Raw genomic sequence first — 14,490 nt, 5'->3', positions numbered from 1 at the left:
CGGGCCAGGGTTCCGCCGGGGCAGGGGAGAGGCCCGCCCCATGCGGGGCCGCCGGCGGGACATCGGGCATCGCCATCCGCTACAGGATTGCCGGCGCCCGCTCAATATCCCGCCCGTGCCGGGCGGCGGCGCAGACCTCCGCTTGCGGGCGGGGCACGGGCCCGCCTAGGCTCCCGGCCGCATGACCCGGTTCCTTCTCCGCCGCCTCGCGGTGGCATTGCTGGTGGCGATGACGGTGCTGACGCTGAGCTTCATGCTCACGCGGCTGTCGGGCGACCTTGCCATCTCCATCGCCGGGCCGAATGCGACGCAGGAGGATGTCGAGCTCATCCGCCGCGCCTATGGCCTCGACCGGCCATTGACCGTGCAGTATTTCGACTGGATCGGGCGGGCCGTGCTGGGCGATTTCGGCACCTCCTACTTCTTCCGGGAAAGGGTTTCGACGCTGATCGGCAGCCGCCTGCCCATCACCCTCACGCTCGGCCTGGTGGGGCTCGGCATCGCGCTGGTGGTGGCGATCCCGCTCGGCATCATCGCCGCGGTGCGGGAGGGGAGCTGGGTGGACCGGGCGGTGATGCTGGTGGCGCTGGTGGGCCAGGCCATGCCCTCCTTCTGGCTCGGCCTGCTGCTGATGGTCGTGCTCGGGCTGCAGCTGCAATGGCTGCCGATCTCCGGCACCGGGTCCTGGGAGCATTTCGTCATGCCCGGGATCGTCCTGGCCTTCTCCGCCATCCCGGCGCTGATGCGCCTGACCCGCAGCGGCATGGTGGAGGCGCTGGCCTCCGACTACATCCGCACGGCGCGGGCCAAGGGGCTGACCCGGCTTTCCATCCTGGCCAAGCACGCGCTGCGCAATGCCGCCATCCCCGTGGTCTCCATCGCGGCGGTGCAGCTCGGCTTCATGCTCGGCGGCTCGATCGTGATCGAGACGGTCTTCGCGCTGCACGGCGTCGGCTTCCTGGCCTGGGAGAGCATCAGCAAGAACGACTTCCCGGTGGTCCAGGCCGTCGTGCTGGTGTTGGCGCTGATCTATATCGGCCTGACCCTGCTGGCGGACCTGCTGAATGCCGTGCTCGACCCCAGGCTGCGCGCATGAGCGCGACGCTGGCGGCACCGCGCGGCCGGGTCCGGCACAGGCTCGGCCTCGCCCTGGGCGTGCTGATCGTGGGATTCATCGGGCTGGCGGCCATCTTCGGCCCGGCGCTGACGCCGCACGACCCCTTCGCGCAGGATCTCGGCCAGCGGCTGGTCGTGCCCTTCTGGATGGAGGGCGGCAGCCTGGAGCATCCGCTCGGCACCGACCAGCTTGGCCGGGACTACCTGGCACGGCTGGTCTACGGCGCGCGGATCTCCATGGTGATCGGCGTGCTGACGGTGATCGCCTCCGGGCTCATCGGCATCACGCTCGGCGTGCTCGGCGGGTTCTTCGGCGGCCGGGTGGATGACGTGGTGCTCTTCGCCATCACCTGCCGGCTGTCGATCCCGGTGGTGCTGGTGGCGCTGGCGGTGGTGGGGCTGATGGGCAACAGCTTCACCCTGGTGATCCTGGTGCTGGGCCTGCTGCTCTGGGACCGTTTCGCGGTGGTGGCGCGCTCCACCACCATGCAGGTGCGCAACCTGGATTATGTCAGCGCCGCCTGGTGCGCCGGCTCCTCCCGCGTCTCCATCCTGGCGCGGGAGGTGCTGCCGAACATCGCCACCCATCTCGCGGTGGTGGCGACGCTGGAGATGGCGCTGGCGATCCTGCTGGAGGCGGCGCTGAGCTTCCTCGGCCTCGGCGTGCCGCCGCCCCTGCCTTCCTGGGGGCTGATGATCGCGGAGGCCAAGGACTACATGTATTTCAGCCCCTGGGTCATCATGGTGCCCGGCGTCGCGCTGTTCGTGCTGGTCTTCGGCATCAACCTGCTGGGCGACGGGCTGCGCGACATGCTCGGCGCGCAGGACGCGCGATGACGGCCCCTCTCCTGGATGTCCGGGGCCTCAAGGTGCAATTCGGCGGCCACACCGCCGCGGTGCGCGGCGCCTCGCTGAGCCTCCGCAAGGGCGAGACCCATTGCCTGGTGGGCGAATCCGGCTGCGGCAAATCCGTGACCGCGCTGGCGGTGATGGGCCTGCTGGCGCGGGGCGCGCGGCGGCAGGCGGAGGTGCTGTCCTTCGCCGGCCAGGACCTGCGTAACCTTTCCGAAGGTCGCATGTCCCGGCTCAGAGGCGACCGGATGGCGATGATCTTCCAGGAGCCGATGACCAGCCTGAACCCCGCCTATACCGTGGGCTCGCAGATGACCGAGGTGCTGCGCCGCCACCGCGGCACGCCTCGCGCCCAGGCGGTGGACCGCGCGGCGGAGCTGCTCGGCCGGGTCGGCATCACCGCGCCGGGGATGCGGCTCGGCCAGTTCCCGCACCAGCTTTCCGGCGGCCTGCGGCAGCGCGTGATGATCGCCATGGCGCTGATGTGCGAGCCGGAATTGCTGGTGGCGGACGAGCCCACCACGGCGCTCGACGTGACCGTGCAAGCGCAGATCCTGCGGCTGCTGGCGGCGTTGCAGCGTGAACTGGGCCTCGGCATCCTGCTCATTACCCATGACCTCGGCATCGTCGCGCGCATCGCCGACCGGGTCTCGGTGATGTATGCGGGGGAGGTGGTGGAGAGCGCGCCGACCGCCCAGCTTTTCGCCGCGCCGCGCCACCCCTATACGCGCGGCTTGCTGAGCTGCGTGCCGGTGCCCGGCAAGGTGCGGCGGGACGAGCCGCTCGGCAGCATCCCCGGGGTGGTGCCGCGCCTGCCGCCCGGCTTCCAGGGCTGCGCCTTCCGCGATCGCTGCCCCCATGCGGCGCCGGCCTGCGCCGGCCCGGTGCCGCGCCAGCCCGCCGGGCCGGAGCATGAATTCCTCTGCACCCTGCCGCCCGACTGGGTGCGCCGGGCGGAGGCGGCCTGATGGCGGCGCCGGCCATCGAGGTGCACGGGCTGCGCCGCGTCTTCCGGGTGCGCCAGGGCTTCTTCGCCCCGCCACGCGAGGTGGTGGCGGTGGATGACGTCTCCTTCAGCATCCCCGCCGGCAGCGTGCTCGGCGTGGTGGGGGAGAGCGGCTGCGGCAAGTCCACCCTGGCGCGGCTGATCCTCGGCCTGCTGCCGCCCTCGGCCGGCGATGTGCTGGTGGATGGCAAGAGGCTGGCCGATCTCGACCGCCGGGCACGGGCGCGGCTGATCCAGCCGGTCTTCCAGGACCCCTTCGCCTCGCTGAACCCGCGGCGGCGGGTGCGGGACATCGTGGCCATGCCGCTGGCCGCCCAGGGCGATGTCCCTGGCCCCGAGGCCGCCCGGCGCGTCGGCGAGATGCTGGAACGGGTCGGCCTCTCGGCGGAACAGGGCGAACGCTTTCCGGCGCAGCTCTCCGGCGGCCAGCGGCAGCGCGTGGCGATTGCCCGCGCGCTGGTGCTGCGGCCGCGCATCGTGGTCTGCGACGAGCCGACCAGCGCGCTCGACGTTTCCGTGCAGGCGCAGATCCTGAACCTGCTGGCGGAGCTGCGGCGGGAGCTTGGGCTGACCTACCTCTTCATCAGCCACAACCTCGCGGTGGTGGAGCATGTCGCGAGCGAGGTGGCGGTGATGTATCTCGGCCGCATCGTCGAGCGGAACCAATCCGAGGCGCTGTTCCGCGCCCCCGGCCATCCCTATACCCGTGCCCTACTCGCCAGCGTGCTGACGCCGGAACCCGGGCTCGGCGTGCCGGATGTCGGGCTTGGCGACGTCATGCCGGACCCCGCCAATATCCCACCCGGCTGCCGCTTCCACCCGCGCTGCCCGCAGGCCTTCGGCCGCTGCCCGCAGGAGGCGCCGCGCGCCTGGCCCACGCCCGGCGGCGGCTTCGCCGAATGCCACCTGCTGGAGGAGCCGGCACCCGCCGGAACGGCGGATGCCGAGGCGCCTCAGCGCCAGCTTGCCAGGTAGAAGCGCGGCAGCTCGTCCCGGTAGGGCGTGAAGTTGAGCTGCTTCGAGAAGGCGTAGGTGTTCACGTAGGTGTGCAGCGGCATCCAATAGGCCTGCTCGGTGATGCGGTGGATGGCGGCGGAATAGGCGCGCAGGCGCGCCTCCTCGTCATTGGTGGAGCCACCTTCCTCGATCAGCCGCTGCAATTCAGGATCGCGCGCATAGTCGTCATTGCCGCCGCCGAACCAATTGGGCAGGAAGGCGGAGACGTCGTTGATGGAGTAGCTGCCCCAACTGCCCATATACATCGCCAGCTCGCCGCGCCAGGCGCGCTGGATCGCGGGCGCGACCTGCAACAGGTTCAGCCGGGCCCGGATGCCCACCACCTGGAGGTAGTTCTGCACCGCCTCCGACCATTGCCGCGGCTGGACATAGCTGGTGAGCTCGATGTCGAAGCCGTTGGGGAAGCCGGCCTCGGCCAGCAATTGCCGCGACTTGGCGGGGTTGTAGTCGTAGCGCACCGCCGCATTCCCGTCGCAGCCGAATTGCGAGGGGTAGCAGGGTGCCGGCGGCACGCGGGAGCCGCCGGTGACGAGCTTCTCGGCGATCGATTGCCGGTCCACGGCGTGCCAGACGGCCTGGCGCACCTTCAGGTTGGTCATCGGGTTGGGGCCGCTGCGCCCCGAGGCGTCCAGTTGCAGGTAGCCGACGCGCATGGATTCCTGGCGCACCGCCTGCAAGGTCGGCAGCCGGTTCACATTGGCGATCTGGTCCGGGTTCATGTTCCAGATCCAGTCCACCCGGCCCGAGAGCAATTCGGTCAACTCCGTCGCCGCATCCGGCACGAAGCGCGCGGTGATGCGGCGGATGGCGGGCTTGCCCTTGGGGCCGCCGGCGTAATAGCCGTCGAACCGCTCGAATTCGACCGCCGTGCCGGTCTCGACGCGGGTGATCCGGTAGGGGCCGGCGCCGATCGGGGCGCGGGCATAGCCCTCCGGGCCAACGCGCTCGCGATAGGCCTTGGGCCAGATCCCGGTGACCAGCGCCAGGTATTCCAGCGCCGCCGGGGTCGGCCGCTTCAGGTGCAGGCGCACCGCCAGGTCGCCGGTCTTCTCGGCGCGGTCCATCCAGGCATAGTTGCTGGGGGTCGCGACGCGGCTTTCCGGGTTCGCCACCGTGTTCAGGGTATAGACCACGTCATCGGCGCCGAAATCGCTGCTGTCGTGGAATTTCACGCCCGGGCGCAGCTCGAAATCGAGCGTCTTGGTATCCACCCAGCGCCAAGCGGTGGCCAGCGCCGGGACGATGCGGAAGCTTTCCGGGTCGCGGTGCACCAGCCCCTCCCAGGCGTGGTGGCCGAGGATGAGGCCGGTGCGCTGGCTGTTGAAATAGGGGTCGATATTCGGCACCGCGTCGCGGAACACGACACGCAGCGTATCCGCATTGCGCTGCGCCTCGGCCCGCCGCGGCGCCAGGGCCGGCAGCGCGAGTCCCGCCGCCAGCACGCCATGCCCGAGGCTGCGTCGCCCGATCGCCATGAGACGTCTCCCGTTTTCCGTTGCCGGACGGTAGGGACAGGGCGGGGTGGGATGCAAGCCTCGGCTACGGCGGGGGCGCGCCCGGCCTGCGATGACCCCGGGCCGTCACAGGAACGTGCCCCTGACATCCACGCTGGAGCGGACGCCGATATCCCCGATGGTCGCCTCCAGCCAGCGCCCGGCACAGGCGCGGCCGACGGCTTTCAGGTGCTCGAGGAAAGCAAGCTCGGCATTGGCCTTGCTGGCGACGCCGAGGGCCTTCATCCCCTCCTCGTCGCCGATCATGTGGATGCGCATGTTCTTGTAGCGGGCCGCGAAGGGCTCGGTCATGCCACCCTCCTCCAGCAGGCGCTGCACGAAGGCGATCGCCCGCATCTCGTGCATCAGGGAGGAGTTGAAGGCGATCTCGTTCATGCGGTTGTCGATCTCGGAAGGGGTGCGCGGCACGCCTTCGCGGATGAGGGGGTTGATCTGCACCAGCACGACATCCGCGGTCTGGCAGTTGTAGATCAGCGGCCAGATCGCCGGGTTGCCCATGTAGCCGCCGTCCCAGTACGGGTCGCCGTCGATCTCCACGGCCTGGAAGAGATGCGGCAGGCAGGCGGAGGCGAGCAGGGCGTCGAGCGAGATGTCGTCGCGGCCGAAGACCCTTGGGCGGCCGGTGCGCACATTAGTGGCGGTGACGAAGAGGCGGATCGCCTCGCAGGCGCGCACCGCCTCGATGTCGATCTGGCCGGCGAGGATATCGCGCAGCGGCTGCAGGTTCAGGGGGTTGGTCTGGTAGGGCGAGAAGAGATGGCTGAACAGGTCCAGCCAGAGGAATCGCGGTGAGCAGTCGAGGTTCCAGCGGCCGGCGATGCGGTCGGCCAGGCTGCGCCGGAAGGGGCTGAAACGCGCCGCCTCGCTCGCGCTGAGCCAGAAGCGGTCGAGTGCCTGCCGGGCACCGGCCGCGCCGCCCTTGGCGAAACCCGCGGCAAGCGCGGCGGCATTCAGGGCCCCGGCGCTGGTGCCGCTGACCGCCTCGATGGCGATGCGCCCGTCCTCGAGCAGGCGATCGAGCACGCCCCAGCTGAAGGCGCCATGCGCACCCCCGCCTTGCAGCGCGAGGCTGATCCGGGGCGCGCCTGGCTCCTTTGGCCGCGCCGCCAATTCGTGCCGCTCCGGATTCTGCCCCCCCGCCGCCCGCACGGTCGTCGGCTCCGTTCATATGCATCTCCTTCAGGATCTCCCGATGGCCGGCGCGCCCGATTGCCGCCTTCGACCAGGGGACGCAACCCCTGCAAAGCGAGCATGGGCGTCCCGCGGGGCGGCGGGGTCAGGGGCCACCAACCCCTTCGCCGCGTGCGGCGGTGGCGATCGAGACCAGGAGGGGCGCGCACCGCCTCGGCGCCCTCGGCGGCGAGGCTGAAATCGGAACTGCGCAGCCAGGTGTGCACCAACCCGGCCACCAGGGCGTGCAGGGCCAGCGCCGCCGTCTCGGGCGTCCAGGGCGGTGCCAGGCCGCCCGGCGCGGCGGCGCGGGCGAAGATGCGCCGGAACTCGGTGCGCAGGGCCTCGTCGGCACGCTGCTGCCGGTCGAGCGCGGCGGCCATCTCCTCGGTGTATTCGCAGCGGACCAGCACTACCGTGAGGATGCGGCGGCGGTTCGGGTCGGCCTGCAGCTCGGCGAAGGCCGCGGCCAGGGCCCGGGCGAGTTCGGCCAGCGGGTCGGGGCCGGGATAGGCAGCCAGCCTCGCCAGCAATTCCTCGCTCGGCAGGCGGGCCCGCTCGTCGATCGCGAGGAACAGGTCCAGCTTGTCGCGGAAGTGCCAGTAGACGGCGCCACGGGTCACGCCGGCGGCGCGCGCCACCTCCTCGAGGGTGGCGCGGGAGACGCCGCGCTCCAGGAAGACCTGCTCGGCGGCATCCAGCAACGCCTCGCGCGTTTTTTCGGCTGCTTCCTTCGTGCGCCGCGCCATTTCGCCTGCATCCTGCCTGGTGTCCTGATTCCCAAGTCCTCTGGCCTTCGTTCTCAGGCCACCAGCCTTTGTTTTCAGTGACCTGCTGATCCGCTTCGTTCGCTGGTGATCCAGCGAACTTCGCGGGCAGGACACCAGGGCCTTTACATACAGCCATGTTCGTATATTAACAAGCCGCCGCGGCCCGGCTGCGATCCCCCCCCTCGTTGGGGCTGAACCCGGCCCTGCGGCGAGGAATCCTCCCCTCGCCGGGCCCGGGCCGCGGCTCCCTGCCGGAAGCGGCGCCTCATTGCAGTGAGTATGGATGGCCATGGCCGCGATGCCCTGGAGTGCCTTCGTCGCCCGCGCCCCCGGCGCCCGGCTGCCTGACGCGATGGGCAGCCAGCGGTCTCCGGCAGGCGGATTCCGGATTGGACAAAGCATGCGCCGTGGCGTTATCGGCGACAGCGCCGGGCGGTCCCATGCCAGCCCCGGCCAGCCATGATGCCCGGGGAGCCCATGCCGAACCGTCCGTTTCGCGGCCTTGCCCGTCTCGCCGCCATGCTCCTGCTCGCCTGCGCCGTGGCTGGCCAGGTCGCCGCCCAGCCCGCGCCGTCCGGACCGCCGGCGGTCGGCGTCATCGAGGCCACGCGCCGCCCCATCACCGAGAGCTACGAGTTCATCGGCCGCGTGCAGGCCATCCACCGGGTGGACCTGGTGGCGCGCGTCGCCGCCTTCCTGGAGGATCGGCTGTTCACCGAGGGCGCGGAGGTGAAGGCGGGAGAGTTGCTCTACCGGCTGGAGCGCGGCCCCTATGAGGCCGACCTCGCGGCCAAGCAGGCAGCGGTCGCCCAGGCTGAGGCCGAGCTCATCAATGCCAGGGCCACGCTTGCCCGCGCGCGGGACCTGCGGTCGACCGGTGCCGGCACGCAGGTCGCCCTGGACAATGCCATCGCGCAGGAGCGTTCGGCCAATGCCCAGGCGCTCGCGGCGCAGGCGCAGATGCGCCAGTCGCAGATCAACCTCGACTACACCGAGATCAGGGCCCCGATCGATGGCCGCATCGGCCGCACCGCGGTCACGGTCGGCAATGTGGTCGGGCCGAATTCCCGGTGTCCTGGCGACGATCGTGAGCGAGGATCCGATGTATGTCACTTTCCCGGTCCCGATGCGCACCGCCCTGGAGTTGCGCGGCCGCTATGCGAACAAGGGCGGGTTCGAGGCGGTGGTGATCCGGCTGCGCCTGCCGAATGGCCGCCTCTACGAACAGACCGGGAAGCTGGGCTTCGTCGATATCGATGTCAGTCAGGACACCGATACGCTGACGCTCCGCGGCACCATCCCGAACCCCGTTCTCCCCGCCGAGAAGGTCGGTGACATCCGCTTGCGCGAACTGTTCAACGGCGAGTTCGTGACGGTGGCTCTGGAAGGGGCCGAGCCGGTGCAGGTCCTGACCATCCCGCGCGAGGCGGTGCTGTCCGACCAGCAGGGCGACTTCGTCTATGTGGTCGGCGCCGACAACCGGGTGCAGCGGCGCGCCGTGCAGCTCGGCCAGTCCACCCCCGAGTCCGCCGTGGTCACCGACGGCCTCAGGGAAGGCGAGAAGGTGGTGCTGGAAGGCGTGCAGCGCGTCCAGCCGAACATGGAGGTCTCGCCCGGCCCCGCGGATACCGGCGTCCAGGCGATGGATGGCGCCCCGGCAGGCCGGAGATAGGCCCATGATCTCCTCGACCTTCATCGACCGGCCGCGGCTGGCGATCGTCATCTCCGTCGTCCTGACGCTCGCCGGCGCGCTCGCGCTGCTGCGCATCCCGGTCTCCCAATTGCCGGACATCGTGCCGCCGGAGGTCGAGGTTTCCGCCGTCTATCCCGGCGCCTCCGCCGAGGTGGTGGAGGCCACGGTGGCGCAGGTGCTGGAGTCCAAGGTCCTCGGCGTGGACCAGATGCTCTACATGCGCAGCACCAGCGGCAACGACGGCAGCTACAGCCTGAATGTCAGCTTCGCGCTGGGCACCAACCCCGACATCAACACCGTCAACGTCAACAACCGCGTCCAGACGGCGATGGCGCAACTGCCGGAGGAGGTGCAGCGCCAGGGCCTGACGGTCCTGAAGCGGTCCTCCTCGATCCTGCAATTCGTGATGATGACCAGCGATGTCGACGAGCACGACCCGCTGTTCCTCACGAACCTCGCCACCATCAACGTCATCGACGAGCTGGCGCGCACGCCGGGCGTCGGGCGGGCGCTGCTCTTCGGCCAGCTCAACTATTCCATGCGGATCTGGTTCGACACCGCGCGCCTGGTCAGCCTGAACCTGGCGCCCTCGGACATCGTCCGGGTGATCCAGGCGCAGAACGTGCAGGCCCCGGTCGGCCGCGTCGGCGCCCGGCCGATCCCCGACGACCAGCGGCTGCAATTGAACGTGCAGACCCAGGGCCGCCTCTCGACCCCCGAGCAATTTGGCGAGATCGTGATCCGCGCCAATCCGGATGGCTCCGTGCTGCGCGTGCGCGACGTCGCCCGGGTCGAGATAGGGGCGCAGAACGAGGACACCTTCACCCGGCTGAACGGCCGGCCCGCGGTCGCCATCGGCATCTACCAGGCCCCCGGCGGGAACGCGGTGAACGCCGCCGCGGCGGTCCGGGAGACCCTGGACAAGGTCGTCGGGCGCCTCCCCGCGGGCGTGAAGGTCCAGGCGGTCTATGATTCGACCACCTTCGTGATCGACACGATCAGCCAGGTGGTGATGGCGGCCTTCGAGGCCCTCGCCATCGTGGCCGTGGTGGTGTTCCTGTTCCTCGGCAACCTGCGCGCAACCATCATTCCGCTCATCGCGGTGCCGGTCAGCCTGATCGGCACCTTCGCGGTGCTGCTGCTGATGGGCTACTCGGCCAATACCGTCTCCCTGCTGGCGATGGTGCTCGCCATCGGCATCGTGGTGGACGACGCCATCGTGGTGGTCGAGAACGTCGAGCGGGTGATGGAGGAGGAGCCGGACCTCGCCCCGGCCGAGGCCACCCGGAAGGCGATGGCGCAGATCACTGCGCCGATCATCGCCATCACCCTGGTGCTGCTCTCGGTCTTCGTGCCGATCGCCTTCATCCCGGGCATCTCGGGCGAGTTGTTCCGGCAATTCGCGGTGACGATCAGCGTCTCCATGGTGATCTCGGCGATCAACGCCCTGACGCTCTCGCCGGCGCTCTGCGGCGTCCTGCTGCGCCACACCGGCGCGAAGCGCGGGGTCATGGCCTGGGTCTCGCGGCGCATCGACAGCGTGCGGGACGGCTATGCCGGGGTGGTGGGCAAGACGCTGCGCCTCGCCGTCCTGTCGCTGGCGCTGGTCGCGGCCCTGGGCGCGGGCACCTGGGCCCTTTCGCTGCGGACGCCCACGGGCTTCCTGCCGGAGGAGGACCAGGGCTCCTTCTTCATCATGGTACAATTGCCGGCCGGCGCCTCCGTGGCCCGCACCGGGCGCGTGGTCGGCGAGGTCGAGGAACTCCTCAAGGCCACGCCGCAGGTCCAGGACGTGATCTCGATCGTCGGCTTCTCGCTGCTCGACGGCTTCTCAGCGAGCAACTCCGCCTTCATGGTCGCCCGGCTCAAGCCCTTCGCGGACCGCACGGCGGCCGCGGATTCGGCGCAGGCGGTGATCGCCCGGACCTTCGGCGCGGCCCAGCGGATCCGCAACGCGAATGTCCTGCCCTTCAACCTGCCGCCGGTCGTCGGCCTCTCCACCACCGGCGGCTTCGAATACATGCTGGAAAGCCTGCGGGGCGCCGACCCGGTGGCTATTGGCGGCGTGATGCGAGGCCTGGTCAGCGCCGCCAATGCGGACCCGCGGCTCGCGCGCGTCTTCTCGACCTATACCGCCGCCAATCCCTCGCTGTTCCTCGATATCGACCGCACCAAGGCGCAGGCGCTCGGCCTCAGCGTCAGCGACGTGTTCACCACCTTGCAGGCGACGCTCGGCGGCGCCTTCGTCAACAACTTCAACCTGTTCGGCCGCACCTGGCAGGTGAACCTGCAGGGCGAGGCCGCCGACCGGCGCGACGCCGCGGCGCTGTGGAAGATCCAGTTCCGTAATAGCAACGGCGCGATGGTGCCGCTGCGCTCCATCGCGACCCTGCGCACGGTCACCGGCCCGCAGGGCATCACCCGCTACAACAACTACCGTGCCGTCACGATCAACGGGGGCGCGGCACCGGGCGTCTCCTCCAGCGAGGCGATGGCGGCGATGGCCGAGATCTCGGCGCGGACCCTGCCGGCCGGCTACGCCTACGAGTGGACCGGCACCGCCTTCCAGGAGCAGCAGGCGAGCGGCCAGACAGGGATCATCCTCGCCCTGGCGGTGCTCTTCGCCTACCTGTTCCTGGTGGCGCTCTACGAGAGCTGGGTGATCCCGATCCCGGTGCTGCTCTCGGTGATCGCGGGCGTGATCGGCGCCTTCGCCGGCGTCCTGGTGGCCGGGCTCTCGCTCGACCTCTATGGCCAGATCGGGCTGGTCGTGCTGATCGCGCTGGCGGCCAAGAACGGCATCCTGATCGTCGATCGCGAAGGAGCAGCGCGAGAGCGGCGTGCCGATCCGCGAAGCGGCGCAGATTGCCGCGAAGCTGCGGTTCCGCGCGGTGATGATGACCTCCATCGCCTTCGTCCTGGGCCTGGTGCCGCTGGTCGTGGCGACGGGCGCCTCGCAGGTCGCGCGGCGCAGCGTCAGCACGCCGGTCTTCGCCGGCATGATCGTGGCCAGCACCATCGGCATCTTCCTGATCCCGATGCTCTACGTGGTCTTCCAGCACATGCGGGAGTGGACGCATCGCCGCTTCGGCCGCGGCCATGCGGCCCGGGCGCAGGGCACCGGCCAGGCGGCCGAGTAGCCCGGGGATGGCGCCGCGCGCCGGTGGTGGCGCGGCACCGCCGGGACCGATCCGTGGTCCTATGCGGGCGGCGCGACGCCGAATTCCTGCGCCAGCCTGGACCAGCGCCCGCGCTGCTCCGCAAGGGTGGCGGCGAAGCCTTCCGGCGTGCCGCCGCGCCGCACCAGCAGGCCGGCGCCCCGCAGCCGCTCGGCGAGGGACGGGTCGGCGACCACGGCCGCCGCCTCGGCGGCGATGCGCCCCCCGCAGCGCCTCCGGCATGCCCTTCCAGCCGAAGATTCCGTGGATGCCTTCCTGCCGGAAATCCGGAAAACCCTGCTCGGCGCTGGTCGGTACCTCCGGCACGGCGGGGGCGCGCTCCTGCCCGGTGACGGCGAGCAGCCTGAGGCGCCCGTCGCGCACCGCGCCGACCACCGGTGCCAGCGGCGCCATCAGGGCATGCAGCCGCCCGGCCAGCAGCTCCGTCACCACCGCCGCCCCGGCGCCGCGATAGGCGACATGCACCAGGTCGAGCCCGGCATCGCGCAGGAAGGCGCGCATGGCGAGGTAGGGCGGGCCCATCGCCGAAGTGTAGTTGAGCGCGCCCGGCCGGGTCCGCGCCAGCGCCACGAATTCCGCCAGATCCCGCGTCGGCAGCGATGCCGGCACCACCAGGCCGAATTGGTCGCTGGTGAGGTCCACCACCGCCGGCAGCTCGGCCAGCGGATCGAAGCCGAGGCGCGGGTGCAGGATCGGCGTCACGGTCATGACCCCGTGATTGGCCAGGAACAGCGCCTCGCCCGGCCGGGTGGCGAGCATGGCCTCCAGCGCCGGGATGCCGTCGGCACCCGGCCTGCCCTCGACCACGACCGGCTGGCCCCAGCGCGCCGTCAGCCGTTCCGCCACCACACGGGCGATCAGGTCGAGCGAGGAGCCGGGCGTGGCCGGGGTGATCACCCGCACCCGGCGCTCCGGCCAGGGTTCCGCCAGGGGCGCGGCCGGGGCCGGCGGGGTCTCCGCGGCGGCGGCGCCGATCCAGGGCAGTGCGGCGATGAGGGCGCGGCGCCCGATGATTGCGGCGGGGGGCTGGAGGTGGTGCATGGGGTCCTCCCTGGTTCAGCCGGCGAGGCACGCAGAAGAGGCTGGCCGGGCCATGCGCGGAAATCGTATCTTGGCATGGTGCGATAACCGGATGGCATAGCTCAGGCCAGGGATCATGCCGGACCAGCAGGCGGGAGCCGACCAGCGCATCGCCCGGCGGCTCAGGTTGCGGGACCTCCACATGCTGCGGGTGGTGGCGGAGCTCGGCAGCATGGCGCAGGCGGCGGAGCGCCTGGCGATGTCGCAGCCGGCGATCTCCAAGGCCATCGCCGGGATGGAGCGCAGCCTGGGCGCGCCGCTGCTCGACCGCGGCCCGCGCGGCGTCGAGCCCACCGCCTATGGCCGCGTCCTGCTGGCGCGCGGCACCGCCATGCTCGATGAGCTGCGCCTGGGGATCGAGGAGATCCGCTTCCTGGCGGACCCGGCCACCGGGCGGCTGCGCATCGGCACAACCGAGCCGATGACCGCCATCGTCTCCGCTGTCATCCTGCGGCTCTCGCCACGCTACCCGCGCATGACCTTCGAGGTCGAGATGGCGGATACCGGGTTGCTGTTCCAGCGCCTGCGCGACCGGAGCCTCGACCTTGCGGTCAGCCGCACGGCGGGCGCCGCCGCCGAGCCCGACCTGCTGGTGGACCCGCTCTTCGACGACCCGCTGGTGGTCATGGCCGGCCGGCGCAACCCGCTGGCCCGGCGGCGGCGCATCCTGCTGGCCGAGCTCATGGCGGAGCCCTGGGTCCTGCCGCCACCCGACTCCTTCCTCGGCGGGATGATCGCCGCGGCCTTCCGCCTGCGCGGGCTGGACCCGCCGCGGGCGGTGACGACGCGTTCCGTGCGGCTGGCGGTGAACCTGCTGGGCAATGGGTGCTTCCTGAGCGTGCTGCCCTCCGCCATGCTGCGCTTCCGGGCGCAATACCCCGCCCTGGCGGCGCTGCCGGTGGAGCTTGCGGAAACCCGGCGGCCGATCGCGCTGATCACGCTCGGCAACCGCAGCCCCGCCCCGGCGGCGCGGCTTTTCACGGAATGCGCCCATGCGGTGGCGCGGCTGCTCCCGGGCGGCGGGTAGCAGGACTCCGTTCCGCCTGCCGCCCGCAACCCCCGCACCCCTCCGCCCGTTCCCCGCCGGCACGCC

Annotated in this window: 10 protein-coding genes and 3 pseudogenes; 8 read left to right on the top strand and 5 right to left on the bottom strand. The window is 71.0% G+C overall.

Annotated features, from left to right (window positions below; genetic code table 11):
• Positions 1–181 precede the first annotated feature (181 nt).
• From KSF81_RS24260 to KSF81_RS24245, 4 genes are read left to right on the top strand one after another with little or no spacing between them, the layout of a single operon-like run.
• Entirely contained in the window at positions 182–1,096 is a 915-nt protein-coding gene (locus KSF81_RS24260) for an ABC transporter permease (protein ID WP_217381153.1), read from the top strand.
• Positions 1,093–1,953, top strand: a complete 861-nt coding sequence (locus KSF81_RS24255; RefSeq protein WP_217381152.1) for an ABC transporter permease — start codon at positions 1,093–1,095, stop codon at positions 1,951–1,953. The genes KSF81_RS24260 and KSF81_RS24255 overlap by 4 nt, the downstream gene beginning before the upstream one ends.
• Positions 1,950–2,936, top strand: a complete 987-nt coding sequence (locus KSF81_RS24250; RefSeq protein ID WP_217381151.1) for an ABC transporter ATP-binding protein — start codon at positions 1,950–1,952, stop codon at positions 2,934–2,936. The genes KSF81_RS24255 and KSF81_RS24250 overlap by 4 nt, the downstream gene beginning before the upstream one ends.
• Positions 2,936–3,949, top strand: a complete 1,014-nt coding sequence (locus tag KSF81_RS24245; RefSeq protein ID WP_217381150.1) for an ABC transporter ATP-binding protein — start codon at positions 2,936–2,938, stop codon at positions 3,947–3,949. The genes KSF81_RS24250 and KSF81_RS24245 overlap by 1 nt, the downstream gene beginning before the upstream one ends.
• On the opposite strand, the gene KSF81_RS24240 is transcribed toward KSF81_RS24245, so the two are convergent.
• The 3 genes from KSF81_RS24240 to KSF81_RS24230 all read right to left on the bottom strand — a co-directional run bounded on the left by KSF81_RS24240 (position 3,928) and on the right by KSF81_RS24230 (position 7,424).
• Complete coding sequence (locus tag KSF81_RS24240; RefSeq protein ID WP_217381149.1) at positions 3,928–5,466, bottom strand: ABC transporter substrate-binding protein; 1,539 nt, start codon at positions 5,464–5,466, stop codon at positions 3,928–3,930. The genes KSF81_RS24245 and KSF81_RS24240 overlap by 22 nt on opposite strands.
• Positions 5,467–5,571: 105 nt before the next feature.
• Positions 5,572–6,528, bottom strand: a complete 957-nt coding sequence (locus tag KSF81_RS24235; protein WP_217381887.1) for a patatin-like phospholipase family protein — start codon at positions 6,526–6,528, stop codon at positions 5,572–5,574.
• Positions 6,456–7,424, bottom strand: a complete 969-nt coding sequence (locus KSF81_RS24230) for a TetR family transcriptional regulator (RefSeq protein WP_217381148.1) — start codon at positions 7,422–7,424, stop codon at positions 6,456–6,458. The genes KSF81_RS24235 and KSF81_RS24230 overlap by 73 nt, the downstream gene beginning before the upstream one ends.
• A gap of 480 nt (positions 7,425–7,904) precedes the next feature.
• Here KSF81_RS24230 and KSF81_RS32470 point away from each other — a divergent pair.
• From KSF81_RS32470 to KSF81_RS24220, 3 genes and pseudogenes are all read left to right on the top strand, one after another.
• Positions 7,905–8,450 (top strand): annotated as a pseudogene (locus KSF81_RS32470) (efflux RND transporter periplasmic adaptor subunit); the annotation flags it as partial.
• Positions 8,451–8,532: 82 nt separating this feature from the next.
• Positions 8,533–9,117 (top strand): efflux RND transporter periplasmic adaptor subunit, encoded by a 585-nt coding sequence (locus tag KSF81_RS30455; protein WP_375293352.1) that lies wholly within the window; start codon positions 8,533–8,535, stop codon positions 9,115–9,117.
• A pseudogene (locus KSF81_RS24220) lies at positions 9,092–12,278 on the top strand (efflux RND transporter permease subunit). The gene KSF81_RS30455 and the pseudogene KSF81_RS24220 overlap by 26 nt, the downstream one beginning before the upstream one ends.
• 59 nt (positions 12,279–12,337) lie before the next feature.
• Here the strand turns inward: KSF81_RS24220 and KSF81_RS32465 are convergent.
• Together KSF81_RS32465 and KSF81_RS32460 are read right to left on the bottom strand one after the other, a co-directional pair.
• Positions 12,338–12,493: a hypothetical protein gene (locus KSF81_RS32465; protein WP_217381146.1), complete on the bottom strand. Its 156-nt coding sequence runs from the start codon at positions 12,491–12,493 to the stop codon at positions 12,338–12,340.
• A 94-nt stretch (positions 12,494–12,587) separates the two neighbouring features.
• Positions 12,588–13,358: pseudogene (locus KSF81_RS32460) on the bottom strand (Bug family tripartite tricarboxylate transporter substrate binding protein); the annotation flags it as partial.
• Between the two features lie 115 nt (positions 13,359–13,473).
• Here KSF81_RS32460 and KSF81_RS24205 point away from each other — a divergent pair.
• Positions 13,474–14,424, top strand: a complete 951-nt coding sequence (locus KSF81_RS24205) for a LysR family transcriptional regulator (protein ID WP_217381145.1) — start codon at positions 13,474–13,476, stop codon at positions 14,422–14,424.
• The last annotated feature ends 66 nt before the right edge of the window (positions 14,425–14,490 follow it).

The organism is Siccirubricoccus sp. G192, assembly GCF_019084075.1.
In the GTDB taxonomy this organism is placed as follows: Bacteria; Pseudomonadota; Alphaproteobacteria; order Acetobacterales; family Acetobacteraceae; genus G192.
Note: the sequence above shows the minus strand (reverse complement) of the source record. Positions and strands in the feature narration are given on the sequence as shown.

What these genes read in the sequence shown, in the direction of transcription:
- KSF81_RS24260 (WP_217381153.1), top strand. Translation starts at nt 182, where the DNA reads ATGACCCGGTTCCTTCTCCGCCGCCTCGCGGTGGCATTGCTGGTGGCG.
- KSF81_RS24255 (WP_217381152.1), top strand. Translation starts at nt 1,093, where the DNA reads ATGAGCGCGACGCTGGCGGCACCGCGCGGCCGGGTCCGGCACAGGCTC.
- KSF81_RS24250 (WP_217381151.1), top strand. Translation starts at nt 1,950, where the DNA reads ATGACGGCCCCTCTCCTGGATGTCCGGGGCCTCAAGGTGCAATTCGGC.
- KSF81_RS24245 (WP_217381150.1), top strand. Translation starts at nt 2,936, where the DNA reads ATGGCGGCGCCGGCCATCGAGGTGCACGGGCTGCGCCGCGTCTTCCGG.
- KSF81_RS24240 (WP_217381149.1), bottom strand. Translation starts at nt 5,466, where the DNA reads ATGGCGATCGGGCGACGCAGCCTCGGGCATGGCGTGCTGGCGGCGGGA.
- KSF81_RS24230 (WP_217381148.1), bottom strand. Translation starts at nt 7,424, where the DNA reads ATGGCGCGGCGCACGAAGGAAGCAGCCGAAAAAACGCGCGAGGCGTTG.
- KSF81_RS24205 (WP_217381145.1), top strand. Translation starts at nt 13,474, where the DNA reads ATGCCGGACCAGCAGGCGGGAGCCGACCAGCGCATCGCCCGGCGGCTC.